Here is a 25,393-nt window from a genome sequence, read left to right on the forward strand (position 1 = left end):
GCATGACCGTCGCTTTGGCACCTGCCCCTCTGTTTTCAGGAAGCGATTGGGATTTCGCGCTTATCAATCGCATCTATGAAACGGTGGAACCTATCGCGCTCCAGGAAATGAAGCTCGACATCTATCCCAACCAGATAGAAATCATCAGCGCGGAGCAGATGCTGGATGCCTATTCCTCCATCGGCATGCCGCTCTTCTACAAGCACTGGTCCTTCGGCAAGCAGTTCGTCACCAACGAGATGATGTACCGCAAGGGGCTGCGCGGCCTTGCTTATGAACTGGTCATCAACTCCGACCCATGCATCAATTATCTAATGCAGGAAAACAGCGCGACGATGCAGACGCTGGTCATCGCGCATGCGGCCTTTGGACATAATCATTTCTTCAAGAATAATTATGTTTTCAAACAATGGACTGATGCGGAAGGTATCCTCGACTATCTGGAGTTTGCCAAACGCTACATCGCGCAGTGCGAGGAGCGCTATGGCCAGTTGCCGGTGGAACGGGTGCTGGATGCCGCCCATGCGTTGATGAACCAGGGCGTCCATCGCTATCCGCGCGTCCGGCCAAGGGATCTGAAGGCAGAGGCGGCACGGGAAGCGGAACGGCAGGCATATCGCGATCGCATCTATGACGATCTGTGGCGGACAGTGCCGACGGGTGCGAGAGCCGATGCGATCCCCAGCGACGCCCGGCGCGCGGCGCTGGGACTGCCGCAGGAGAATATCCTCTATTTCCTGGAAAAAACGGGGCCTCGGCTGGAAAGCTGGCAGCGCGAGATATTGCGGATCGTGCGCCTGATCGCTCAATATTTCTATCCCCAGCGCCAGACCAAGGCGATGAATGAGGGCGCCGCGACCTATACCCATTATCGCATCATGACGACACTGCACGAACGGGGATGGCTGACCGACGGTGCCTTCATGGAATTCATCTCGTCCCATACCAATGTCGTCTATCAACCCACTTATGATTCAGGGCAATTTGGTGGTTTCAATCCCTATGCCCTGGGCTTTGGCATCATGTCGGATATCGAGCGGGTCTGCCGGGAGCCGACCGAGGAAGATCGCGAATGGTTCGGCGACATCGCCGGGTCGGGCGACCCCATGGAGGTGCTCAAGGACATTTGGGCCAATTACCGCGATGAAAGCTTCGTTTCGCAGTTTCTCAGCCCGCATCTGATACGCCAATGGCGCCTGTTCAAGATACTCGACAAGGAGGGCGACTCGGAACTGCGGGTGGATGCCATTCACGACGAGCGCGGTTATCGTCGTATCCGGCGATCGCTGGCGCGGGAATATGAAATCGGGCGACAGGAGCCGGACATACAGGTGGTCGATGTCGACCTGTCCGGCGACCGCAAGTTGATCGTCGAGCATTCAGTGCTGGACGGCGTGCAGCTGGATGAGGGCGATGCCGCTATGGTATTGCAAAATCTCGCCAATCTCTGGGGGTATGAGGTGCTGTTGAAGGAAGTGGAGTCCGAAACCCGCAAGGAGCTGAAAAGCCATAGCGCGCAGCCGAACATGGCCTGGCTGCGCTGAACCGTTGCATGCGACGGACGGGACAGGTGTCGGAACAAGATTCTGTTTTCAATCGATGATGGGAAAGGCTAAGTTGAGCCCCGTTTTTCGCGGCTCAAGGTCGGATCTTTCGCTCTGAAGGCGATGGAGAAGATGATGTCCGCGACAGGCAGGAGTTTGATTCATGACGAATGCTCTTACGCCAGAAGAATGTCTTGACCGGGCAAGAATGCATGATCAGTTGGCGGCCACGACCGCTGATGCTTCCGCGCGAATGATGCATCAGGCCATGGCCGCGGAGTTTCGTCGTCGCGCCGAGACCGCATCTGGCGGCATGCCGCAGGCCGCCTCCAGGCCCATCATCGAACTGATGCCGAACGTGGCCTGATGGCCTCCGGGCCGGTCAGCCGGGCCCGCGTCTTCGCAGAAGATAGATGTCCATGATCCAGCCGTGCTGCCGCCGGAGTTCGGCGCGGCATGAAATGATTTCGTCCCCCTTGATCGTCAGGGGTCCGTGGATCAGCCTTTCCTGCGGCAGTCCCAGATAGGCGCCCCACCAGATATCGAAATCCTCAGGCAGCAGGGTCTGGAAGGCGCAATGGCCGTCCAGCATAACGACCAGGGTGTCGGAGCAGGCTGGCCAACCCTGCTGGCCAAGGCGCCTGCCTGTGGTGACCAGCACCGGTTGGGCAAGGTCGTTGAGGCAGATCCCATGGGCAGCCGTCAGCGCCTGTATGCTGGTGATGCCGGGAATGACGCGCACCGTTGCGCCGGGCAGGCGGGCGGCAATGCGCAGGCTGCTGTCATAGAGCGACGGATCGCCCCAGACGAGCAGCGCCAGCCTTCCGCCATCGGGAAGATGCAGGGCGATCTGTTCCATCCATAGCCCTGCGATGGCGTCATGCCAGTCGAGGACGGCGCCGACATAGTCGCTCCTGTCGGTTCGCCGCGGCATGTTGAATTCCACGATCTTCACGTCCCGCGTGAGAAGCTGCGCGCAGATGGCGCGGCGCAGGTCGACAAGGTCGGACTTCGCATCGCCCTTTCGGGGCAGCAGGATCATGTCGGCCATGTTCATCGCCTTCTCCGCCGCGCGGGTGAGGTGATCCGGATTGCCCGTGCCGATGCCGATAAGGTCGATGCTGATCATGGGACGGCTTTCGATGAGTGGGCGACAAGGTGGAAGAAACCGCCGGTCACACGGCCGCGATGCGATCCCGTGGAGGAAATCGGCTGCCCCTCGGCGTCGGTCACCTGGGCGAGCGGGTGGTCGGGTTGCTCGACGATGGTGGAATAATGGAATTCATGCCCGTTCAGCACCGTTCCTGCGCGCATGCCGGCCATGGGCGCCAGCAACCGCGCCCGCCGGTAGCCCAGATGGAGGCGCCGTTCCGCGAAGCTGGTGACGAGGCCGAGCAGACCGGCCATGGCGTGCGCCTGCCCATCGGCGTCGATCAGTGTCTGCCCCAGCACCATATAGCCGCCACATTCGCCATGGATCGGGCGGTCCAACGCGTGGCGTCGGAGGCCGGACAGGAAACGGCCCGCCCCCGCGATCCTGCCCGCATGCAGTTCAGGGTAGCCGCCGGGCAGCCAGACCGCATCGGCCTGGGCTGCCGGGGCTTCGTCCGCCAGCGGGGAGAAGGGAAGGATTTCCGCCCCAGAATCGCGCCAATCCGACAGGATATGCGCATAGGTGAAAGAAAAGGCCTCGTCACGCGCGACGGCGATACGCTGACCAGGCGGCGGCATCGACAGGCCCGATCCGCGATAGTGCCGCGCGCCGGAACGAGCCGCGCGAAGGACGATATTCAGGTCCACATGGGCCTCGACGATATCGCCCATGCGGTCGATGGCTCCGTCCAGATCAGCCTGTTCGGCGGCCTGGACCAGACCCAGGTGACGTTCAGGCAGGCGTAGCGACGTGGAACGCGGGATCGCGCCGAATATCGGGATCGCAGCCTCCTCCATCGCCACGCGGATCAAGCGTTCATGGCGTTCGCTGGCGACATGGTTTAGGATGACGCCGGCCATTGAAAGGTCGGGGCGCAGTCCGCGAAAGCCGCTGGCGATGGCGGCGGCGGATTGGCTCTGGCCCGACACGTCCATGACGAGAATCACGGGCCAGCCGAACAGCGCGGCGAGATCGGCGCTCGCGCCGTTGCCGGCTTCCCCTGCGGCGGGCGCGCCATCGAACAGTCCCATCGCGCCTTCGGCCACCATCAGGTCCGCGTCCGCGCCGCCCACGATCGCGGCCATCTGCGATGGGGACATCGCCCAGCTATCGAGATTGAACGAAGGACGGCGGCTGGCGGCCCGTTGGAAGGCTGGGTCGATATAGTCGGGGCCAGATTTGAACGGCTGGACCCTGATGCCCATACGGGAAAAGGCGCGCAGCAGGCCGAGCGTGACGGTGGTCTTGCCCGATCCGGATCGGGGCGCCGCGATCAGAAGGCCCGGCGTCATGGCTTGTCGATGAAGATGGAGTCGGCGCTGGCCGGTCGGAAACGGCGGTCATAACCAGGCGCATAGAGGCTGCTTTCCGCAAAATCCTCGCTGCCCAGCACCGGGCCCACCAAAATCATGGCGGTCCGTTCGGGCCCATCCGCAGCGGCCGCCATGATGGTGCCAAGCGTTGCGCGAACGATCCGCTGATCCGGCCAGCTTGCGCGCCATATCACCGCCACGGGGCAATCGCCGCCATAATGCGGCGTCAGGTCGCGCACCACCTGCGCGAGATTGTGGACCGAAAGATGAATGGCAAGCGTCGCGCCGGTTGCCGCGAAAGCAGCCAGGCTCTCACCCTGCGGCATGGAACTGGCCCGGCCCGGTGTCCGCGTAAGGACCAGCGACTGGGCGAGTTCGGGCAGCGTCAGTTCAGCACCGATGGCGGCGGCGGCGGCGGCGAAGGAGGGGACGCCGGGCGTGATGCTGAACGGTATGCCGATCGCCTTCAGCCGGCGAAGCTGCTCGCCCATGGCCGACCAGATGGACAGGTCGCCGGAATGCAGGCGCGCGACATCCTGCCCCGCTTGATGGGCCTCCGTGATGATGGCGATGATCTCGTCCAACGTCAGCGGCGCCGTGTTGACGATCCGCGCGTCCGGGGGGCAGTGATCGAGGAGGGCGGCCGGCACGAGCGATCCGGCATAGAGGCACACCGGACAGCGCGCGATCAGGTCGCGGCCACGCAGGGTGATGAGGTCGGGCGCTCCGGGACCGGCGCCGATGAAATGGACAGTCATTCGTCAGGACCTTCGGCTATGGCGCAGCTTGCGAGGCGGTCGGAAGAGAGGGCACGAGGCGCGAAAAGCCGCCCCTTGGGCCTCAGGGCGGCAAGAGCGGCCGCTTCGGCAACGCTGCCCACGCCATAGGCGGCCATGCTGGCGGCGGACCGGGTAAGCACGGGCTGATCCGACAGGCTTTCCGCGCTTACGGCTATGAGGGGAAGGGCAAGGTGGCGCGCCAGGGGCGCAAGCTGCGCGGCCTTGCGATCAATGGTGGCAAGCGCGTCGACGGCGATCATTGCGCCCATCGCCCCCTCAAGCGCTGACTCCAAGGAAGCGAGCGAGGCGCTCTGGCGGAAGCCGAAGCCCGCGACGATCATAGCGACACGCTCCATTGCACCAGCGGATAGGCGGAACGCCAGCCGCGCCGAGTGCCCAACGGCACCGCCTGCGCAAGTTCGATGCGAAGCAGGTCGCCCCCTTTCTCCGCCTGCCATTGGGCGAGCAGCGCTTCGGATTCGAGGGTGACGGCATTGGCGACAAGTCGCGTTCGGCCACCAGGCATCGCGAACAGGGCTTCAAGCATGGGCTGGCTCAGTCCTCCGCCAATGAAGACGGCGTCGGGGGGATCTCGACCGATCAGCACGTCCGGCGCCTTCCCCGCAACCATGGTCAGACGGTCGGCGCCCAGACGGACGGCGTTGGCGCGTGCGCGCTCGGCACGTTCCGGATCAGCCTCGAACGCGATGGCTCGTGTGGAGCCATGGGTGAGCAGCCATTCTATGGCGACAGAGCCGGAGCCTGCCCCGATGTCCCACAGCATTTCGCCGGGGCGGGGGGCGAGGGCGGACAGGGTCAGGGCGCGGGCGGGACGCTTGGTGATCTGGCCGTCATGGTCGAACCAGTCGTCGGGGATCCCGCTGGCGCGAGGGAGCGTCCTGCCGTCGCCAGCCACGGACAGGCCGATCGCCACAGGATGGGCGATGTTGGTGATGTCCAGCCTTTCGGCCGTGCACTGTCGGATACGCTCGCGAGGGCCGCCCAGCGCTTCCAGCACGTGCAGGGTCGAGGAACCGAAGCCCTGTTCCGTCAGCCAGGCGGCGAGTTGGGGCACTGCCCGTCCGTCGCGCAACAGCAATATGGCGCGCCGTCCGGGTACCAGACACGAGCGCAGTCGCGTCAGCGGCGCGGCATGGAGGCCATGGCATTCCACCTCCTGAAGCGGCCAGCCCAGCCGGGAGGCGACAAGCGAGAATGAGGAGGGGGCGGGATGCGCCGTCCACTCTCCGGCTTCCAGATGGCGCGTCAAGACGGCCCCTGCGCCGAACCAGAAGGGATCACCGGAAACAAGCAGGATGGTCGGCATTCCCCGGCGGGCGAGCAGCGCCGGAATCCCTTCCTCGAACGGGGCTGGCCAGCCGAAGGTTTCGGCCCTAAGGGCTGGCAACAGCGCAAGATGGCGCGGCGATCCGGCAATGAACGCGGCCCTGTCCAGCGCGGCGCGGGCGGCGGATGACAGGCCGCTGGCGCCGTCTTCGCCAATGCCGATGATCGTCAGCCAGGCACCGTCAGGAGTATCGGGCATTTCCAACATCCTCATATTGGGCGGGACCACCGAAGCCAGCGCGCTCGCAGCAGCTCTGGCCGAGCGTGGGGCGCGCGCGCTGCTGAGCTACGCCGGGCGGACGGAGAAGCCACGGGCGCAGCCGGTGCCGGTGCGTGTCGGCGGCTTTGGCGGGATTGCAGGCCTCGTGCGCTATTTGCGGGAGGAGAGCGTCACCCATCTGGTCGATGCCACCCATCCTTTCGCCGCGACGATGAGCGAGCATGCCGTTGCCGCAGCGCGGGAGGCGGGGGTCGGGCATATCATGTTGACCCGTCCCCCGTGGACTGCGGCTGAGGGGGACCAGTGGACGCGCGTGCCCGACATGGCCGGCGCCGTGGCGGCGCTGGCGGGAGCCGCCCGCCGCGTGATGCTGGCGGTGGGTCGCGTGCATGTCGATGTGTTCGCTGCACAGCCGCAGCATCATTATCTGCTGCGCTTCGTCGACATGCCCGACGCTGTCCCGCAATTGCCCCGACATGCGCTGGTGATCGACCGGGGCCCCTTTACGGTGGAGGCCGAAATGCATTTGATGCGCGCCCATGGGATCGACTGCGTGGTTTCGAAAAATGCTGGTGGCGATGGCGCGCAGGCGAAGCTGATTGCGGCGCGGCAACTGGCATTGCCGGTCGTGATGATCGAGCGCCCGGCCTGTCCGGCCGCGCTGATGACGCATGAGGTTGCGGCGGTGCTGCAATGGCTGGGTCATGCGGCGGAGCGCGGCGTATAGAGGATCGGCGGCCCTGATCGGCTAATCAGCCGGGTGCGGCTGGAACCGACGATGACCATGGTGCGCATGTCCGCCATCTGCGCGGTCGCCTCGCTCAGCGGCACGATGCGCAGAGTTTCTTCGGGCGTGGAAACGGCGCGGGCGAACAGGATAAGTCGATCCTCGTCGCATTCCTCGCGCAGGATCGTCAGCGCCCGCCCGAAGCCTTCCGGCCGGGAGCGGGATCGCGGATTGTAGAAAGCCATGGCGAAGTCGGCCTGTGCCGCGAGGCGCAGGCGGCGTTCGATCAGCGGCCAGGGCTTCAGATTGTCGGACAGGTTGATGGCGCAGAAATCATGGCCGAGCGGAGCGCCCGCGCGTGCCGCGGCGGCGAGCATGGCGGTGATGCCCGGGAGCACGCGGACATCGACATCGCGCCAGTCCTGCGGGCCTGCCTCCATGGCTTCGAACAGGGCCGAAGCCATGGCGAACACGCCCGGATCGCCCGAAGACACCACTGCGACCCGCCTGCCCTGGGCGGCAAGGGTCAGGGCATGGGCAGCGCGTTCAAGTTCGACGCGATTGTCCGATGCGTGGAGCATGAGGCCCGGTCTTTGCGCCACACGGGCCACATAGGGGATATATCCGATGACGTCGGTTGCCTGCGCCAGTGCATCCGACACCTCTGGCGTGACGAGCGCATCCGCGCCCGGCCCAAGGCCCGCTGCCACGATCCAGCCGGTCATGGGCGGCGGCCCTGTCCATGGATCAGCAGGATCGAGAAATAGGCGGTGACATCGGTCGCCTCTGCCAGCGGCGTGATACGCTGATCCGCCATCGTCGCATATTCGATCAGCCAGGCGCTGTCCTGTCGGCCGGCCGCTTCGATCGCGCGGCGCAGCTTGGGGAGGTTGCGGCCGATCTTCATCACCGCCAGCGCATGGCTGTCACGGATGCGGCGGACGAGTTCCTCTTCGGGCAGCGTCGCCATCAACACGGTCAGGACATCGTCCCCCCAACTGATCGGCGTGCCGCTGGCGGTCCAGGCGCCGGACATGCCGGTGATGCCGGGGACGATCTTCACCGGCGCGGCGAGCCGGCTGTGCAGATGCATGAAGCTGCCATAGAAGAAGGGATCGCCCTCGCAGAGGACGACCACATCCTCCCCGCGCGCGGAGAGTCCTTCCAGATGCGCGGTGCAATCGGCGTAGAAGGCCGAGAGAAGGTCATTGTAGCGGGGATCGGACAGCGGGATTTCCGTCGTCACCGGATATTCCATCGGGAATTCGACCGCATCGGCGCGCAACATGCCCTCCACGATGCTGCGGGCATGACCCGACCGTCCCCGCTTGCGGAAATAGGCGATATGCCGCGCGTCGCGGATCAGCCGGTCGGCACGGACGCTCATCAGGTCCTGGGCGCCCGGTCCCAGGCCAACGCCGTGGATGGTCCCGCCTGTCATTCCGCCGGGCTCGCAATGGCATTGACCGCCGCGACCGTGACAGCGCTGCCGCCAAGGCGGCCCTCTACGACGCAACAGGGGACGGGTTGGGCGTGCCAGAGCGCCTCCTTCGATTCTGCCGCTCCGACGAAGCCGACGGGACAGCCGATGATCGCGGCCGGTCGAGGGCAGGCGGGATCCTCCAGCATGTCGAGCAGATGGAACAGAGCCGTCGGCGCATTGCCGATCGCGACAAGCGCGCCTGCCAGATAAGGCCGCCAGAGTTCAAGCGCGGCGGCGGAGCGGGTGTTGGACATGCGCTCCGCCAGCGCGGGCACTTGCGGATCGTTCAGCGTGCAGAGGATGGGATTGGCGGCCGGCAGGCGCTTTGCGGTGATCCCTTCGGACACCATGCGCGCGTCGCAGAGGATCGGGGCGCCGGCCTGAAGAGCGGCGATGGCAGCTTCTGCGAAGGAGGGAGAAAAGCGGATCCGGGACGCAAGTTCGACCAGTCCCGCCGCATGGATCATGCGCACGGCGATGCGCTCCTCCTCGGGCGAGAAGCGGCCGAGATCAGCCTCCGCGCGGATGATGCGAAAGGACTGCCGGTAGATGGCGGCGCCATCGGTTTCATAGTTTTGGGGCATCAGGGCCTTCCAAAATGGGCGAGGACTTGGTCGGCGGTCATGCCGGCCAACTCCGGCGATGATCCGGCGGGGCCGTTGCGGGACAGGTCGAAGCGGCCCTGCCTGCCGGTGAGAACAAGGTCGGCAGGCACCTGTCGGGCACAGCCCTTGGCGCAGCCCGACACATGCAGGGAGCCATCGACCAGCGGTGCGAGCCGGGTGGCGAGGCTGCGGGTCGCAACGCTGGCCTGCGGGCATGCAGGCGCGCCAGGGCAGGCATCCATTCCGAGCAGCCGGTCAATGGAGAGGTTGTCGGCATCCTCCTTGGCTCCTTCGAGGATCAGGCCGCGCCAGGGGGTGATGCGCACGGCGCAGACATTCCCTTTTTCCGCCAGCGCGATGAGGCTGTCGGCATGGAACTGGCCGAAGGGAATGCCGTGAAACGGGCCGGCTGCCGCCGCCAGCGCTTGGGAAGGCGGGCGGGACGGCGCGGGCGCGACATCCGCAACGGTTGGCAGAGGAGCTTTGTGCCGGGCTGCGCGGCCAGATGCTGCCCCGCCCGTGGCCAGAAACCAGTGGAAAAGGGCGCTCAGGTCGCGAGCCGCGTTTTCGACGCTGGTGGTAGAACCGAGCATCCGTCCGTCCATCCTCAGCAGCAGCATGCCCGTTGCGCTGCGTTCGAAGCGGAAGTCCGCGGGAACAGCTGCCAGACAGGGCGCAGGGCCGGCGTCGATGGCGATCCCGATCTTGGGGGGAAGTTCGGGCATTTCATCAAGATGCTCGATCAGGCTGAGGGCGATGTTTTCCGTGTCGTCCCCTGGCGAGGAATCGGGCGTGAGCAGGACATTGCCGCGAGCCTCACGGCCAGGATCGGGATCGGCGAGGCCAAGAGCGATGAGTTGCCGGAGCAGTGGAGCATGGCTTTGCTCCGCCACGCCGCGAAGCTGGAGCGCGGCGCGGTTGGTAAGGTCGATCAGGCCGTTGCCGTGCGAACGCGCCGCTTTTGCAAGTCCGATGGCCTGCGGCACGGTGAGGCGGCCCAGTCGGGGGCGCACCCGTACCAGCAATCCGTCGCCTGCCGTCATCGGACGCCATGCCGATGGACACCAGCCGCGAACGGCGGCGGACGATGCGCTTTGCGCGTCTGGCAACGAACTTCACCTCCCACGTCGCAACGACGACCGGAGGATGTCCCCCAGCCGCATTCGTCGCCCGTGCGGAGAACCGAGCCGTGACCATCCCCTGGACCATGGCTAGAGCGACCTTTGCGTTCGGCAGGTATCCTGGCTTGCGGGTCGTCGCCTTGGCACGGGCCTTCCCGGATTGCTCCAGTGGCTGGCCATCCCGGATGGGGGGCCGTCCTTGCCTTGCTCGCCGCTTACAGTTGCAGGGACAGCCGCGGATTAGGGAGCATCCTCCCGCACCGCGTTCCCATTTAAGCCCCTCGCGGGGCACCGACGCGATCGATGGAGCGGGCGGAACCCGTTCCAGCAACGCCTCATAGGCGGGGAGGACGGGAAAGGAAAGAGCCGTTCAGCGGCAATCGTCAGCGCGTGACGATCGCGGAATGCCAGTCGGTGCGATGTTCCCAGCCCCGTCTTTCCAGTTCCGGCGTAGCCTCTTCGCTTACAGGATAGCCCAGGCATATCAGCCCGAGGCAGCGCCAGTTGCCGGGAATGGCGAGCATCGCATCCACCGTCGCGGGATCCAGTATCGACACCCAGCCCAGCCCAATGCCGCGCGTGCGGGCGGCAAGCCACAATGTGTGGATGGCCATCACGCAACTGTAGCGGCGCGCCTCCGGCATGGTGATTGCGCCCAGCCTGTGCCCCGTTTCAGTGCCTTCGTCGCAATAGACGGCGAACAGCACGGGCGCTTCGCGCAGACCGTGCAATTTGAGGCTGCGGTAGAGCCGGTCCTCCTCTCCATCGTAGATCTTGCCCGCTCTGGCGATCTGGGCATCGACATGGACGGCGAGATCCTCGCGCAGCCCCGGCGTTTCGATCCGGACGAACCGCCAGGGCTGCGAAAGCCCCACGGACGGGGCGCTGTGCGCAAGGGCGAGCAGCCTTTCCACCTCGCTTTCGTCCAGCGGGTCGGTCAGGAAATGGCGCACGTCGCGGCGCAGGTGGACCAGATCCTCGAAGGCGGCGATGTCGAAGGCGGTGTGTGTCAGAATTCGATTCCCGGCTGGGCCTTCACGCCGCTGCGGAAGGGATGTTTGACAAGCGTCATTTCGGTGACGAGATCGGCCGCGTCGATCAGCGCTTCGGGCGCGTTGCGGCCGGTGATGAGCACATGCTTCATCGGGCTTCTGGCGGTCACGGCTTCCAGGACCTCTGCCACGGGCAGGTAGTCGTAGCGCAGGACGATGTTGAGTTCATCGGCAAGGACCATGTCATAGGCCGGATCGGCGATCATGCGTTTCACCTCATCCCACGCTTCGCGCGCCAGGGCAATGTCCCGGGTCCGGTCCTGCGTATTCCAGGTGAAGCCTTCGCCCATCGGCTTGAATTCGACATTGTCCGGAAACGCATCGAACACCCGTTTTTCTCCGGTGGTCATCGCGCCCTTGACGAACTGGACGACGCCCACCTTCCTGTCATGGCCGATGGCGCGGACCACCATGCCCAGGGCGGCGGTCGTCTTGCCCTTGCCCTTGCCGGTGTGGACGATCAACAGGCCCTTTTCCTGCGTCTTGGTAGCCATGATCCTGTCATGGGCGGCCTGTTTCTTCTTCATCTTTTCGGCATGTTGTTCGGGCGTGCGTTCGATCATTGCGAGGCATCCTTGATTTGGGAGAGAAGCATGGCGGCGCTGTTCGACCGGGGCTTCCAAAGGGCGCGGTCCAGCGCTTCGTGGAGGCGGGCGGCGGTTTCCCGCAGGGCTGCCGGATTGGCCTGCGCCATGAAGGCGCGGACCGTCTCATCCTCCATGAAGGCGGCATGGACGGCGTCGAAATGATGGTCCTTGACGGCATGGGTGGTGGCGGCGAAGGCGAACAGATAGTCGACCGAGGCGGCGATTTCGAACGCACCCTTATAGCCGTGGCGCATCATCCCGGCGATCCATTTGGGGTTGGTGACGCGGGCGCGGACGATACGGCCAATCTCATCCTCCAGCGTGCGGATGACAGGACGTTCGGGGCGGCTGTGGTCGTTATGATAGCTGAGAGGCTTCCTGCCGGAGAGATGCTCGACGGCGGCGGCCATGCCGCCTTCGAACTGATAATAATCATCGCTATCGAGCAGGTCGTGCTCGCGATTGTCCTGATTCTGTATCAGGGCGTCGGCGTCGGTCAGGCGCCGGGCGAAGAGGCTGCGTTCGCTGTCGCCCTCCACCCCGCCGCCATAGGCATGGCTGCCCCAGTCGAGATAGACATTGGCCAGGTCCGACCTGTCATGCCAGATCCTCTCGTCAATCATCGCCTGAAGGCCTGCGCCATAAGCGCCGGGTTTCGACCCGAAGACGCGGCTGCCTGCCCGGCGCAGCGCGACCTTTTCCGCCATGCCCTCCGCGATCAACGCCGCGGTTTCCGCCCGGTGGCGCGCTGCCGCCGGGTTGTCCTCCTCCGGTTCGTCCAACGCCATGACGGCGCGGGCTGCGCTGTCGACAAGGTCGATCTGCTCCGGGAAGGCATCCCGGAAGAAGCCCGAAACGCGCAAGGTGACGTCGACGCGCGGGCGGCCCAGTTCCGCGATCTTCATGACCTCGAACCCGATGACGCGGCCGGAAGCCCAGTCCCAGCGGGGACGCGCGCCCATCAGGGCGAGCGCCTGCGCAATGTCGTCGCCGCCCGTGCGCATATTGGCGGTGCCCCAGGCCGAAAGGGCGATGGCGCGAGGATAGTCGCCCTCGCGCTGGAGATAGTCCTGCACGATGAGATCGGCGGAGCGTTGCCCGAGATTCCAGGCGGCGACCGTGGGCACGGCGCGGGTATCGACCGAATAGAAATTGCGGCCGGTGGGAAGGACGTCGGGCCGGGCCCTGGTGGGCGCTCCGGAAGGGCCGGGAGCGACGAATTTGCCGTCAAGGGCGTCGAGGAGCGCGGCCTTTTCGGCACGTCCGCAGGCATCGACGCGGGGGGCGAGATCGGCTTCGATGGCCTTGAGAACGGCCTCGCTCCGTCGGCCTGGGGCACCTTTCCGCTGAATGCCGTCATTCCCCTGTTCGCGGGACAGATAGTCCACCAGGTCGATGGCATAGAGTTCCAGCCGTTCGACCGTGTCGCCCGTGGTGCGCCAGGGGGCCTTTGCGACAGCCTCCAGGGCGGCCGGGCGTGCGCCGGTCCATGCCTCGCCCATCACGCAATCCAGGGGATCGAAATCCAGCGCCAGATCATCGGCCAGCGCGCGCAGCAGCGATTGCTGGCCTTCCTCCATCCCTCTGGGACAGCGGGCGAGGGCGATGAGGAGATCCCGGCGGAGACGGCCTTCCGGGCTCTGCGTGAAGATATGCAATCCATCGCGGATCTGCATTTCCTTGAGCTCACACAGATAGTTATCAATCGCGGCTAAGGCCTCGTCTCCGCTTCCTCGCGCGCCTGCATCCCTGTCCAGTCCCTGTGCGGCGGCGAGTGCCAATATGTCCTTGCGCAGCGTTTCCAGCCGGCGCGGGTCCATGCCGGCGGCAAGATAATATTCATCGACCAGCGCCTCCAGCTCCTTGAGCGGACCATAGCTCTCGGCGCGCGTCAGCGGCGGCGTCAGATGATCGACGATGCACGCGCCGATGCGGCGCTTCGCCTGGGTGCCTTCGCCGGGGTCGTTGACGATGAACGGGTAGATTTGCGGAATCGGTCCGGCGCAGATTTCCGGGAAACAGCTTTCCGACAGGGCGACGGCCTTCCCCGGCAGCCATTCGAGATTGCCATGCTTGCCGACATGAACGACGGCATGCGCTCCAAACGCGTCGGCCAGCCAGATATGGAAGGCGAGATAGGCATGGGGCGGCGGCAGCGCCGGGTCGTGATAGCTGCTCCTGGGATCGATATGGTAGCCGCGGGAAGGCTGGACGGCGACGACGATGTTGCCGAAACGGTGCGCCGGCAGGTGGAAGGCGCCGTCGCGGAAAAAGGGATCGGCTTCGGGTGGACCCCAGCGGTCCTGGACGGCATTACGCGCCGCTTTGGGCAGCGCGGCGAAGGCCGCCTGATAGGCGCCGAGCGGCAGGCTGACCTCGCCGGGGCGATCCGGAGAGGCGTTGGTGACGGCGCCGGTCATGAGCTGCATCAGTGCGGTGCTGTCGGCGGGAGCAGTGCCCGTCCGGTAGCCCGCCTCCGACAGGGCCTTCAAGATGGCGGCGGCGCTTGCGGGCGTGTCCAGTCCGACGCCGTTGCCGATGCGGGCCTCGCTGTTGGGGTAGTTGGCCAGAACCATCGCGACCCGGCGCTCATTGGCTGGTAACCTTCTGAGTTTTGACCAGTTTGCAGTAAGTTGTGAAACAAAGCTTACACGATTTTCCAGAATATGAGGCGTCACGATGCCGCATTCCGTAAGCTCGTCGAACCGCGCCACAGCCTTGAAGGCGACGGCGCGCGTGAAGAGGCGACCGTCCACCTCCGGCAGGGCGATGTGCATCGCAAGATCGCGAGGGCCCAATCCCCGCGCGCTGGCCTCCCAATTGTCATGCTCGGCGCTGGCGAAGATCGTCTGGAGGATCGCGCAGTCCGCCAGCTCAAGGATCGAGGGCGTGCGCGGCTCTCCCGGCGCGCTGGCGGCAAAGGCGGTGGCGTTGAGGATGACGTCCGGCGGGGTTCCCGCCATCTGATGGCGCAGGAAATCCCTGGCAAATGGTTCGCGCAAGGCACGGACATGGACAGGAAGGACATTAAGGCCGGCGGCCTCCAGTCCCGCGATCATGCGGTCCACCGCATCCAGCGTACCGGCGATCAGCAGGGCACGGTAGAAGAGGAAAAGGGCGGTGGGCCGACCGGCCTGCCATCTGGCCTTGACCTGATCCAGGGTCGGGCGATCGTGACCAGGCAGGTAAAGGCCCGCATCGGCCACCGGGACGGGCGCATCGACGGCGCCCGCGTCGAAGCCGGCAAGATCAGCGGCCTTTCGCAGGAAAGCGATGGCATTGGCTATGCCGCCCTGCCGCAGATAGTCGCGCAGCAGACCGCAGCTTTCCGGGCCAACGGTCGAAGCGGCGCGCAATTCTGGATCATCTTCCCGATCATCGGCGATGGCGGCGAAGGCAATGCCTTTCTCCCGCGCGATATTTGCAATCTCATCAATGCCATAGGGCCAATAGCTCTTGCCCCCTAGCAGGATGACGCAGACGAATTTGGCATGGGCCACGACCTTCTCGACATACATGTCGACCGAATAGGGATGTTTTAGCTGGAGAAGGTTGGCGAGCCGGATGCGCGGCGCGCCTTCCCCCAGTTCCTGCGTGAGCGCATGGGCCGCGCTGGCGAAACAGGCCAGTTCGCTGTCCGCCACGGTCAGCAGCACGATGTCCCCCGGTGACTGGCCGAGGTCTATGGCTTCGTCGCCATTGGAGACGGTGCCGGGCGTGGCGGTCAGCAGATGCATCAGGCGGTCGCCATCCGGGCGCCGATTCCGGCCTCTATCGCGGCGCGGTCCATGCCGCGCTGGCCAATCACCACCAGCCGGGATCGGCGCGGCTCGCCGGCCTGCCAGTGCCGGTCGTAATGATGCTGGATGCGCGGACCGACCGCCTGAAGAACCAGGCGCGCCGGGCGCCCCTCAATGGCGAGGAAGCCCTTGACCCGCAATATGTCGTGCGCGGCGATGCTCTGCGCGAGCGCCGTCAGCAGCGGCTCTGGCCCGGCAAGTTCGCCCAGATCGACGACGAAGCTGTCAAAATCGTCATGGTCATGATCCTCCTCATCGTCATGGTGGGAGGGGCGTGCATCGATCTGGTCCTCCACGCCCGCGTCGAGACCGAGCAGGATAGCGGGATCAATCTCTCCCCTGGCGGTGCGGAGGATGCGGACGCCGGGTCGGATTTCCCGGGCCAGTTCCTGCTCCAACGCCACCAGGCGGTCCGGCTCCACCAGGTCGGTCTTGTTGAGCAGGACGAGGTCGGCACAGGCGAGTTGATCTTCGAACAATTCCTCGATCGGGCTGTCATGATCCAACGTGGGGTCCGCAGCACGGGCGGCCGCGAGCGCGACTTCGTCATGGGCGAAGCGGCCGGCGGCGAGCGCGTCGGCGTCGATCAAGGCGATGACGCCGTCGACCGTGGCCCGCGTCCGGATGTCGGGCCATTGGAACGCCTTCACCAGCGGCTTGGGCAGGGCAAGGCCGCTGGTCTCTATGATGATGTGATCAGGCGGGACAGGGCGATCGAGCAGTTTCTGCATGGTCGGCAGGAAATCGTCGGCCACGGTGCAGCAGATGCAGCCATTGGCCAGTTCGATGATGTCGTCATCCGGGCAGGCTTCGTCGCCGCACCCCTGAACCAGCGTGCCATCGACGCCCACATCCCCGAATTCATTGATGATAAGGGCCAGACGACGGCCGCCGGCATGCTGGATGAGGTGACGGATCAGCGTGGTCTTGCCGGCACCCAGAAAGCCGGTGATGACGGTTGCAGATACCTTTTTCATGCGGGATTTCCTTGCGGTTGGTGGCCAGCGGCGGGGATGAGTTCGATCTCGTCGAAGCCCTTCCAGCGATAGAAGGCCCAACTCGCCAGCCAGCAGGCGGCGAACAGGCCGATGATGATGAAGCCAAGGCTGTTGAAATGGGCGCCCAAATCGGCGGCGAGGGTCCAGATGCCGCCGCTGAGGCCGAGCTTGTCGCCCAGCAGCGCCGCCGCCTCGATCCCGCCGATCAGCAGCGCGACCAGAGCCGACATCAGCGTTATGGTGATATTATAGTAGAGTTTGCGGATCGGTTTCACGAACGCCCACTGATAGGCGCCCATCATCAGCGCGCCGTCCGTGGTGTCGATCAACGCCATCCCCACCGCAAAGAGCAGGGGGAAGATAAGGACGGTCGCGATGGAAAGGCCGCTGGCGGCCTGGCCGGCGGAAAGGCCCAGAATGGCAACCTCTGTCGCGGTATCGAAGCCCAGACCGAAAAGAAAGCCGAGCGGCGCCATGTGCCAGCTTCGCGTCACCAGCCGGAAAAGCGGGCGGAAAAGGTGCGACAGGAGACCCCGATTGCCCAGAAGAATGTCCATATCTTCATCGATATAGGCGCCACCCCTTCGAACATGATTGAAGGTCTTGAGCACGGATCGCAGGATGACCAGATTCATCGCCGCAATGGCAAGGAGGAAGGTCGCGGACACCAGCGTCGCAATGGTGCCGCCAATGGCTCCTGCGGCTTCGACGCGGCTGAGGGCATTGGCGGCGAATGCGATGAGGACAGCGGCGATCAGCACGATGCCGCTATGGCCGATGGCGAACCAGAAGCCGACCGTAAGGGGCCGCTGGCCGTCCTGCATCAGCTTGCGGGTCACATTGTCGATGGCGGCGATATGATCGGCGTCGACGGCATGGCGCAGGCCCAGGCTCCAGGCAAGCACCGCCGTACCGAGCATGACGGGATCGCCCGCGAAGATGGTGAAGGCCGCGATCCAGGCGGCCAGATTGGCGGCGATGAGACCGGCGAACATGCCGGTGGCGCGGCGACGCAGGCCGCCAGGAGGCGCCTGCATCGATGCCTGCGCATCGGAGGAAATGGTCATCGGACGGTATCCCGTCGGCGTCTGCGAAACCGGACGGAAACCGCCTTCATGCCGGACGGACGCTCTTGCGCCCGGCATGCGGACAGCAGCTCCCGCTGCGAGAAGCGTCGCTCAGACGGAGGACCGTGCCGCGGCCATCCCCTGGACCAAGGCAAGAGCGACCAGACGCAGGCAGGTTTCCTGGCTTGCGGGTCACGGCTCGGCGCATGGCCTTCCCAGGCCTCGCATGGTTTAGCGTCCGGCCCAGTGGCTGATCATCCGGCGCTCCGGAGGATCGCTATGCGTCTCGCTCACCGCTTACAGTTGCAGGGACAGCTGCGGATTCATCACCGCATTCCCTATTAAGCCCCTTGCGAGGGCACCGGCGCGATCATGAAGACCAACCGAAACCGATCTTCACGGCCGTGCATAGAGGCTGGGAAAAGAAATGGGAAGGGGCGCTTCATCGGCGCCTTCATCAGCGGTCGTTCCCTGATGAGGCATTGGGCGATGACCTCCGTCATGGCGCGGTGGCGCATCGGCTGTCGCTGGAGGTGATTCCGGTCGACCGGCATTCTTCGAGCAGGGTATCGAGGAACGCCAGGCCGGTGGGCGACAGTTCCCGATCGTGGATCAGCCAGAGCGAACTCATGACCGGCAAGTCGAACGGGCGGTTGACCACATTGTCAAGGTGCAGCCGCGCCATTGACAAGGGTATGACCGTAGGCCCGAACCCCGCCGAAACCAGGCCCAGCAGGGTGGCCAGGCTGCGGGCTTCATGGGAGATTTTGGGGACGAAGCCAGCCTCCGTGCAAAGGGCCCGGAAATGTTCCGTGAAGCCTGTGCCATTGGGTGCGCCGTACAGGACCAGCGGTTCATCGAAAAGGTCGGCAATCCGGGGTGGGGCCGCCCTTAGCGCCAGCGGATGATCCGCGCGCAGCGCCAGCACCATCTCTTCCTTGAGCAGGCATTGCGACAGCAAGCCATCAGACAGCGTCAATGCCGTGAAATCACGCAAGATTCCAAGATCGAGCTGGCGGCTGGCGACCCCCTCTATCTGTTCGTCGCGGCCCTGTTCGCGCAGGATCAGTTCGACGTCCGGATGGGCTTTGCGGAAGCGGTAGAGCGCGCGCGCGATCGGCGGCACGAAGGGTCCGGACGTAGTGAAACCCAGCCCCAGCCGCCCGATCTCCGCACGCTGCGCCATGCGCGCGATCTGTGCTGCGCGGTCGGCCTGGGCAAGCGTCCTGCGGGCTTCCGGCTCGAACAGCCGGCCCGCCTCCGTCAGGCGCACCTTGCGGCTGGTGCGATCGAACAGGCGGACGCCAAGCTCCTCCTCCAGGGCGCGGATTTGCTGGCTGAGCGGCGGCTGGGATATGCCGAGGCGAAGCGCGGCGCGGCCAAAATGCATCTCTTCAGCGACGCACAGGAAATAACGAAGGTGGCGCAGGTCCATATTATCATGTCGTCAAAGATATCGATCATGCCATATTATATATTAGACGTGGAATGTCCAAGGGCGCATGGGCGTTTTCGAATGCGGCGGTGTCCCATGACCGTCGGGCGGATGTGCGCGGGCTATGCCCCCTCATTGCCGCAGCACTCCGCCCATGGTCGGGGATGTCGTCGCATTCTTGGGCGCATTGTCAGGCAGGCCGGTCACGGACAATCGCCTGAAAATGCGAAAAAAAGATATGCGCATTTCCTGGCGCTGTTCGTCACTGTCCCAGAAGGCGAAAAATATATCCGGAGAGGTCGCGTTTCATGTGCGGCGGGGATCACCTGGCGGCGCTTGCGTGGAGTCGTGAATGATCGATATCGTCAAGGTTGCCCTGCATCGTCCGCTGACCTTCATCGTAATGGCAATCCTGATCGCGATCGGCGGGGTTCTGGCGGCCGTGCGCACCCCGGTCGACATCTTCCCCAACATCCGCATCCCGGTGGTGGCCGTTGCCTGGCAATATGCGGGCCTGTCGCCGGAGGACATGGCGAACCGCATCGTCAATCCCTATGAGCGGGTGCTGACGACGACGGTCAATGATATCGACCATATCGAGAGCCAGTCGCTTCAGGGTATCGGCGTCATCAAGATCTATTTCCAGCCGGGCGCCGACATCCGGACCGCCACGGCGCAGGTGACATCGGTGTCGCAGACCGTCCTGCGCCAGATGCCGCCGGGAATTACGCCACCGCTGATCCTGAACTATAGTGCGTCGACCGTTCCCATCCTCCAGCTTGCCCTGTCGGGAAAGGGGCTGTCGGAACAGCAATTGTTCGACATGGGCATGAACCAGGTCCGCCCGCCCCTGATCACGGTGCCCGGTCTTGCCATGCCATTCCCGTCCGGCGGCAAGCAGCGGCAGGTTCAGATTGACCTCAACCCGCTGGCGCTTCAATCGAAGGGTCTGTCGGCGCAGGATGTGGGCGCTGCCATCGCGGCGCAGAACCAGATCAACCCGGCCGGCTTCGTCAAGATCGGCGAAACGCAATATAGCGTGAAGTTGAACAACGCCCCGTCCTCCATAGAGGCTCTGAACGACCTGCCGGTCAAGGTCGTGAACGGCGCGACCATCACCATGCGGGACGTCGCGCATGTTCGCGACGGCAGCGGCCCGCAGCAGAATATCGTGCATGTCGAGGGCAGCCGGTCGGTGCTGCTGACCATCCTCAAGAACGGCGCGACCTCCACCCTGGCAATCGTGGACGGCGTCAAGCAGAAACTGCCGCAGATTGCCGCGGGCCTGCCCGACGCGCTCAAGATCCTGCCCATCGGCGACCAGTCGCTCTTCGTGAAGGCAGCCGTGGAAGGCGTCATCCATGAAGGCGCGATCGCCGCGGCGCTGACGTCGTTGATGATCCTGCTGTTCCTGGGATCCTGGCGTTCGACGGTGATCATCGCCCTGTCGATCCCGCTCGCCATATTGGCCGCTATCGCGGCGCTGGCGGCTTTCGGCCAGACGCTGAACGTCATGACGCTGGGCGGCCTGGCCCTGGCGGTCGGCATATTGGTCGACGATGCGACCGTGACCATAGAAAATATCAACTGGCATCTGGAACAGGGCAAGGGCGTGATCGAAGCCATATTGGACGGCGCGGCGCAGATCGTGACGCCAGCCTTCGTATCGCTGCTGTGCATATGCATCGTTTTCGTGCCGATGTTCTTCCTGCCCGGAGTTGCAGGCTTCCTGTTCGTGCCGATGGCCCTGTCCGTCGTATTCGCGATGATTGCGTCCTTCATCCTGTCGCGGACGCTGGTGCCGACCATGGCGATGTATCTGCTGAAGCCCCATGTCGAGGGGGGCGATATGCACCTGGCCGGGGCGCCCGCTTCCCGCAATCCGCTGGTCCGGTTCCAACGCGGGTTCGAAAAGCGCTTCGAGAAGACCAGGCGCGGCTATGTCGGGCTGCTGCACCGGGCTCTCCATGCGCGCAAGCCCTTCCTGCTGGGCTTCATGGCCATCGTGCTGCTGTCCTTCGCGCTGCTGCCGATGCTGGGCAGCAATTTCTTCCCCTCGGTCGATTCCGGCCAGATCGCGATGCATGTGCGCGTACCGGTGGGGGCGCGGATCGAAGACAGCGCCGCGCGCTTCGATCGTATCGCGCGGGAAGTCCGCTCGATGATTCCGGCGGAGGAACTCGCCTCCATCACGGACAATATCGGCCTGCCGGTAAGCGGCATCAACACCATCTACAACAATAGCGGCACCATTGGCCCGCAGGATGGCGACATGCTGATCGCCCTGACGAGGGATCACCGGCCGACCGACGAGATTGTCGCGAAGCTGCGGCGGGAATTGCCCCGTCGCTTCCCCGGAACGAGCTTCGCCTTCCTGCCGGCCGACATCACCAGCCAGATCCTGAATTTCGGCGCGCCGGCACCCATCGACGTGCAGATCGCGGGCAAGAATGCCGATGGCAACCGCGCCTATGCCCAGAAGTTGCTGGCGAGGATGGCGGCCATTTCCGGGCTGGCCGATGCCCGTATCCAGCAGCCGGCACGCTCGCCCCAGCTTGAGGTGGAGGTCGACCGTTCACGGGTCGGGCAATATGGACTTTCGGAGCGCGACGTGACGACCAGCCTGGCCAGCCAGCTTGCGGGTACTTCGCAAACGGCACCGGTCTATTTCGTGAATCCGGAAAACGGCGTCCAATATCCGGTGGTGGCGCAGGCGCCGGAATATCTTGTGGGATCGATGAGCGATCTCAGCAATGTGCCGGTGTCGAGCAGTGCGTCCGGCGCCCCTGTTCAGCCGCTGGGCGGGCTGGCGACGATCCGGCGGTCCAACACCGTGCCGGTTGTCACGCACTATGATATTGCGCCCGTGCTGGACATTTTCGCGACGACGCAGGGACGGGATCTGGGCGCGGTCGCCGCCGATGTTCAACGGGCGATCAAATCATTGGAGAAGGAACTGCCCAAGGGCACGACCGTCACAATTCGCGGCCAATATGCGACGATGAACACGGCCTTTTCGGGGCTTGGCTGGGGTCTGGCGGGGGCGATCGTGCTGATCTACCTGTTGATCGTCGTCAATTTCCAGAGCTGGGTCGATCCCTTCGTGATCATCACCGCCTTGCCCGCGGCGCTGGCGGGCATTGTGTGGATGCTGTTCATTACCGGCACGACATTGTCCGTACCGGCGCTGACCGGGGCGATCATGTGCATGGGCGTGGCGACCGCCAACTCCATCCTGGTCGTCAGCTTTGCGCGGGAAAAGCTCGCCGAACTCGGCGATGCCGGCAAGGCCGCGCTGGAGGCCGGCATGGTGCGCTTTCGCCCGGTGCTGATGACCGCGCTCGCCATGGTCATCGGAATGGGACCGATGGCGCTCGGCCTGGGCGATGGCGGCGAGCAGAATGCGCCGCTTGGCCGCGCCGTCATCGGCGGCCTGATCTGCGCGACCATCGCAACCCTCTTCTTCGTCCCCACCATTTTTGCCTTCGTCCATCGCAAACATGGGCAGAAGGCGTCTTCCCTGGAAATGCAGCCCCACCATGTCTGAGCACAACCCCATCGAACATCCCGAAGCACAAGGACCCGACAGCCGCACGCTGAAGCGGGTGGGCGTCGGCGCGGCGGTCATCGCCGTCGCTGTTGTCGGCCTGGGCATCGCATCGCGCATCCACGCGACCAATGAGTTGAAGCAGGTGGCCGCCGACGCCGCCATACCCACCGTGGCGGTCGTGATGCCCGCCACCGCCGGCGAGGGCGACGCGCTGGTTCTGCCCGGCAATGTTCAGGCCTATAACAGCGCGGCGATCTTTGCCCGGACCAATGGCTATGTGCGGCGCTGGTTGGCCGATATCGGCGATCATGTCCGGGCGGGCGAGCCGCTCGCCATATTGGACGCGCCGGAGGTCGACCAGCAGCTCGCGCAGGCGCAGGCGGATTACCAGACCGCGCTCGCCAATGAACGGCTGGCTGCCACCACCTCCCGGCGGTGGTCGTCTATGTTGGCGCAGGATGCCGTTTCACGGCAGGAGGCGGACGAGAAGGCCGGCGATCTTGCCGCGCGCAAGGCCCTGTCCAATGCGGCACTCGCCAATGTGAAGCGCTTGCAGGCGCTGCAAGGATTCACCCGGCTGTCGGCGCCGTTCAGCGGCGTGGTGACCAGCCGGTCGGCGCAGATCGGGGCGCTGGTGGTGGCGGGCAATGCGGCGGCCCAGCCACTGTTCACCGTGTCGGACACCCACCGGATGCGCATCTATGTGCGCGTGCCGCAGGGCTATTCGGCCGCCATCAGGCCCGGCATGGCGGCAACGCTGACCCTGCCGGAATATCCAGGACGCAGCTTCGATGCGAGGCTGACCAGCAGTTCGGGCGCGGTGGATACGCAGTCGGGCGCGGTGCTGGTGCAGTTACAGGCCGACAATGGCGACGGCGCGCTGAAGCCGGGTGCTTACGCGCAGGTCCGCTTCAAGGTGCCGGCGGGATCCGGCAATGGCGTGACCTTGCCGGGAAGCGCGATCCTCTACGGCAATGACGGACCGACCGTAGCGGTGGTGGGAGGGGATGGCCGCGCGACCGTCAAGCCCGTCACCATCTCCCGCGACGAGGGCAATGTCGTGCTGCTCTCCAGCGGGGTTCGGCGAACAGACCGGGTGATCGACACGCCGCCCGACGCCATTCGCAGCGGCGACAGGGTGCGGGTCCAGAGCGCTGCCAAGGATGTGGTCCATGGGGGTTGATCGCAGGATTGCGTTTCTGCTGCTGGTGGGGCTGACGGGCTGTTCGATGGCACCGGACTATCGGCCGCCTGCAACCCCGGTGCCACGGGATTTTAAGGAATTGGAAGGGTGGACGGCTGCGACGCCGATGGATCAGGCTCCGCGTGGCCAGTGGTGGGAAGCCTTTGGCGACCCGGTGCTGAACGATCTGGAGGCGCGGGCGGAGCAAGCCAGCCCGACCCTGGCTGCGGCGTTGGCGCGCTATGACCAGGCGAAGGCTTCGGCAGGGATCGAGCGGGCGGACCTGTTTCCGCAGGTAAAGGCAGGGGGCGATGCGAGCCGTCAGCGGCTGTCGGGCAATCGCTTCGGCGGCAATGGGGTGGCCCCGGTCTATGATGATTTTTCGGTCGGGGCGACGCTCGACTATGAGTTGGACCTGTGGGGCCGCATCCGCAACAGCGTGAAAGCGGCGCGGGCTGACGCGCAGGCAAGCGAAGCCGATCTTGCGTCTGCCCGGCTCAGCCTTCAAGCGGCTGTGGCGGATGCGTATGCCCGGTTGCGCGGGCTGGATGCGGAGGCGGAATTGCTGCGCCAGACGGTGGATGCGTTCGGCAAGGCCTATCGCCTGACCACGACGCGGCATGATGGCGGCATAGCGTCCGGCATCGACGTCAATCGCGCGAAGACCGTGCTGGACAATGCGCAGGCGCAGATTTCCGCCGTCGCCAACGAGCGGGCGGCGACCGAGCATGAGATCGCCGCGCTGGTGGGGGCCATAGCGTCCGACTTTTCGATCCCGGTGCGGGTGCAGCCGCTCAGGGCGCCCGAACTGCCGGTCGGCGCCCCTTCGCAACTGTTGCAGCGCAGGCCGGACATTGCCGCTGCCGAGCGGCGAATATTTGCGGCCAATGCACGGATCGGCGTGGCGAGGGCAGCCTTCTTCCCGACGCTGACGCTGGGACTGTCCGGCGGCTATCAGGCCAGTCATGGCGAATTGTTCAGCAAGCCAAGCAGCTTCTGGGGTTTAGGTCCGGCATCCGCAGTCCTGGCACTGTTCGACGGGGGACGGCGCAGGGCGGGGGTCAGAATGTCGCGCGCGGAATATGAGGAAATGACGGCGGGCTATCGCGAAACCGTGCTGGGCGCATTCCGGCAGGTCGAGGATGCCCTGGCGGCGAACCGGCACCTGGCCGATCAGGCGGTGAGCCAGCGCGGCGCGGCAACGGCCGCCGGGCGGACCAGCGAACTGGCGCTCACGCGATATCGCGATGGCGCGTCCGATTATTTGGAAGTGGTGACGGCGCAGACCGACGCGCTGGAAGCGCAGCGGGCTTTGCTGGCGGTGCAAACCCAGCGGATGCGGGCGAGCGTCGCTCTGGTGAAGGCCTTGGGCGGGGCCGTTTGAAGATCCCTGGTTGAAGCGACTTCCAGTCGGGTGGCGTCATCCGAA

21 protein-coding genes and 2 riboswitches are annotated in these 25,393 nt (G+C 65.0%); of the genes, 6 read left to right on the forward strand and 15 right to left on the reverse strand.

The genetic code is table 11. From position 1 onward, the window contains the following. Positions 1 to 2 precede the first annotated feature (2 nt). Positions 3 to 1,544, forward strand: a complete 1,542-nt coding sequence (locus ACN9MX_RS19930; RefSeq protein WP_363828417.1) for a SpoVR family protein — start codon at positions 3 to 5, stop codon at positions 1,542 to 1,544. A 163-nt stretch (positions 1,545 to 1,707) separates the two neighbouring features. After that, positions 1,708 to 1,911: a hypothetical protein gene (locus tag ACN9MX_RS19935; protein ID WP_133654337.1), complete on the forward strand. Its 204-nt coding sequence runs from the start codon at positions 1,708 to 1,710 to the stop codon at positions 1,909 to 1,911. A 15-nt stretch (positions 1,912 to 1,926) separates the two neighbouring features. Here the strand turns inward: ACN9MX_RS19935 and cobF are convergent, their stop codons facing one another. Genes cobF through cbiE form a run of 5 tightly spaced genes read right to left on the reverse strand, consistent with a single transcriptional unit; the run spans position 1,927 to position 6,335 of the window. Then, the gene (gene cobF, locus ACN9MX_RS19940) at positions 1,927 to 2,673 is read right to left on the reverse strand and encodes a precorrin-6A synthase (deacetylating) (protein WP_363828420.1); all 747 of its coding nucleotides are present in this window, start codon (positions 2,671 to 2,673) and stop codon (positions 1,927 to 1,929) included. Next, positions 2,670 to 3,989, reverse strand: coding sequence for a cobyrinate a,c-diamide synthase (locus ACN9MX_RS19945; RefSeq protein WP_363828422.1), 1,320 nt, complete (start codon positions 3,987 to 3,989; stop codon positions 2,670 to 2,672). Before ACN9MX_RS19945 ends, cobF begins: the two co-directional genes overlap by 4 nt. Next, positions 3,986 to 4,768, reverse strand: coding sequence for a precorrin-4 C(11)-methyltransferase (gene cobM, locus ACN9MX_RS19950; RefSeq protein ID WP_363828424.1), 783 nt, complete (start codon positions 4,766 to 4,768; stop codon positions 3,986 to 3,988). The genes ACN9MX_RS19945 and cobM overlap by 4 nt, the downstream gene beginning before the upstream one ends. Then, positions 4,765 to 5,130, reverse strand: a complete 366-nt coding sequence (locus ACN9MX_RS19955; protein WP_363828426.1) for a cobalamin biosynthesis protein — start codon at positions 5,128 to 5,130, stop codon at positions 4,765 to 4,767. The genes cobM and ACN9MX_RS19955 overlap by 4 nt, the downstream gene beginning before the upstream one ends. After that, positions 5,127 to 6,335, reverse strand: a complete 1,209-nt coding sequence (gene cbiE / locus ACN9MX_RS19960; RefSeq protein ID WP_363828429.1) for a precorrin-6y C5,15-methyltransferase (decarboxylating) subunit CbiE — start codon at positions 6,333 to 6,335, stop codon at positions 5,127 to 5,129. Before cbiE ends, ACN9MX_RS19955 begins: the two co-directional genes overlap by 4 nt. Between cbiE and ACN9MX_RS19965 the strand changes: the two genes are divergently transcribed. After that, positions 6,334 to 7,083: a cobalt-precorrin-6A reductase gene (locus ACN9MX_RS19965; RefSeq protein ID WP_363829424.1), complete on the forward strand. Its 750-nt coding sequence runs from the start codon at positions 6,334 to 6,336 to the stop codon at positions 7,081 to 7,083. The genes cbiE and ACN9MX_RS19965 overlap by 2 nt on opposite strands. Here the strand turns inward: ACN9MX_RS19965 and cobJ are convergent. The 10 genes from cobJ to ACN9MX_RS20015 all read right to left on the reverse strand — a co-directional run bounded on the left by cobJ (position 7,059) and on the right by ACN9MX_RS20015 (position 19,231). After that, entirely contained in the window at positions 7,059 to 7,808 is a 750-nt protein-coding gene (cobJ, locus tag ACN9MX_RS19970; RefSeq protein ID WP_363828431.1) for a precorrin-3B C(17)-methyltransferase, read from the reverse strand. The two genes, ACN9MX_RS19965 and cobJ, sit on opposite strands and share 25 nt — an antisense overlap. Further along, the gene (gene cobI, locus ACN9MX_RS19975; protein WP_363828434.1) at positions 7,805 to 8,524 is read right to left on the reverse strand and encodes a precorrin-2 C(20)-methyltransferase; all 720 of its coding nucleotides are present in this window, start codon (positions 8,522 to 8,524) and stop codon (positions 7,805 to 7,807) included. Before cobI ends, cobJ begins: the two co-directional genes overlap by 4 nt. Continuing rightward, the gene (locus ACN9MX_RS19980) at positions 8,521 to 9,150 is read right to left on the reverse strand and encodes a precorrin-8X methylmutase (protein ID WP_363828437.1); all 630 of its coding nucleotides are present in this window, start codon (positions 9,148 to 9,150) and stop codon (positions 8,521 to 8,523) included. Before ACN9MX_RS19980 ends, cobI begins: the two co-directional genes overlap by 4 nt. After that, the gene (locus tag ACN9MX_RS19985) at positions 9,150 to 10,214 is read right to left on the reverse strand and encodes a cobalamin biosynthesis protein CobG (protein WP_363828440.1); all 1,065 of its coding nucleotides are present in this window, start codon (positions 10,212 to 10,214) and stop codon (positions 9,150 to 9,152) included. Before ACN9MX_RS19985 ends, ACN9MX_RS19980 begins: the two co-directional genes overlap by 1 nt. A gap of 170 nt (positions 10,215 to 10,384) precedes the next feature. Further along, a riboswitch (cobalamin riboswitch) is annotated at positions 10,385 to 10,603 on the reverse strand. Between the two features lie 72 nt (positions 10,604 to 10,675). Then, positions 10,676 to 11,305 carry a 5,6-dimethylbenzimidazole synthase gene (gene bluB / locus ACN9MX_RS19990; RefSeq protein WP_414714644.1) on the reverse strand — a complete coding sequence of 210 codons (630 nt, stop codon included), beginning with the start codon at positions 11,303 to 11,305 and terminating at the stop codon, positions 10,676 to 10,678. Then, the gene (gene cobO / locus ACN9MX_RS19995; protein ID WP_363828443.1) at positions 11,302 to 11,907 is read right to left on the reverse strand and encodes a cob(I)yrinic acid a,c-diamide adenosyltransferase; all 606 of its coding nucleotides are present in this window, start codon (positions 11,905 to 11,907) and stop codon (positions 11,302 to 11,304) included. Before cobO ends, bluB begins: the two co-directional genes overlap by 4 nt. Further along, positions 11,904 to 15,668 (reverse strand): cobaltochelatase subunit CobN, encoded by a 3,765-nt coding sequence (gene cobN, locus ACN9MX_RS20000; protein WP_363828446.1) that lies wholly within the window; start codon positions 15,666 to 15,668, stop codon positions 11,904 to 11,906. The genes cobO and cobN overlap by 4 nt, the downstream gene beginning before the upstream one ends. Beyond that, complete coding sequence (gene cobW, locus ACN9MX_RS20005) at positions 15,668 to 16,708, reverse strand: cobalamin biosynthesis protein CobW (protein ID WP_363828449.1); 1,041 nt, start codon at positions 16,706 to 16,708, stop codon at positions 15,668 to 15,670. The genes cobN and cobW overlap by 1 nt, the downstream gene beginning before the upstream one ends. After that, positions 16,705 to 17,796 (reverse strand): HoxN/HupN/NixA family nickel/cobalt transporter, encoded by a 1,092-nt coding sequence (locus ACN9MX_RS20010; protein ID WP_363828452.1) that lies wholly within the window; start codon positions 17,794 to 17,796, stop codon positions 16,705 to 16,707. The genes cobW and ACN9MX_RS20010 overlap by 4 nt, the downstream gene beginning before the upstream one ends. Before the next feature lie 153 nt (positions 17,797 to 17,949). Further along, positions 17,950 to 18,177: riboswitch (cobalamin riboswitch) on the reverse strand. A 118-nt stretch (positions 18,178 to 18,295) separates the two neighbouring features. Continuing rightward, positions 18,296 to 19,231, reverse strand: coding sequence for a LysR substrate-binding domain-containing protein (locus tag ACN9MX_RS20015; RefSeq protein WP_363828455.1), 936 nt, complete (start codon positions 19,229 to 19,231; stop codon positions 18,296 to 18,298). 352 nt (positions 19,232 to 19,583) lie between these two features. On the opposite strand from ACN9MX_RS20015, the gene ACN9MX_RS20020 reads away from it, so the two are divergent. The 3 genes from ACN9MX_RS20020 to ACN9MX_RS20030 are packed head-to-tail and all read left to right on the forward strand — an operon-like array spanning position 19,584 to position 25,348. After that, positions 19,584 to 22,778 carry an efflux RND transporter permease subunit gene (locus ACN9MX_RS20020; protein ID WP_363828458.1) on the forward strand — a complete coding sequence of 1,065 codons (3,195 nt, stop codon included), beginning with the start codon at positions 19,584 to 19,586 and terminating at the stop codon, positions 22,776 to 22,778. Continuing rightward, entirely contained in the window at positions 22,771 to 23,964 is a 1,194-nt protein-coding gene (locus ACN9MX_RS20025; protein ID WP_363828461.1) for an efflux RND transporter periplasmic adaptor subunit, read from the forward strand. The genes ACN9MX_RS20020 and ACN9MX_RS20025 overlap by 8 nt, the downstream gene beginning before the upstream one ends. After that, on the forward strand, positions 23,954 to 25,348 hold the full coding sequence (locus ACN9MX_RS20030; RefSeq protein WP_363828464.1) for an efflux transporter outer membrane subunit: 1,395 nt from the start codon (positions 23,954 to 23,956) through the stop codon (positions 25,346 to 25,348). Before ACN9MX_RS20025 ends, ACN9MX_RS20030 begins: the two co-directional genes overlap by 11 nt. Positions 25,349 to 25,393: the final 45 nt, after the last annotated feature.

The organism is Sphingobium sp. R-21 (assembly GCF_049913335.1).
In the GTDB taxonomy this organism is placed as follows: Bacteria; Pseudomonadota; Alphaproteobacteria; order Sphingomonadales; family Sphingomonadaceae; genus Sphingobium.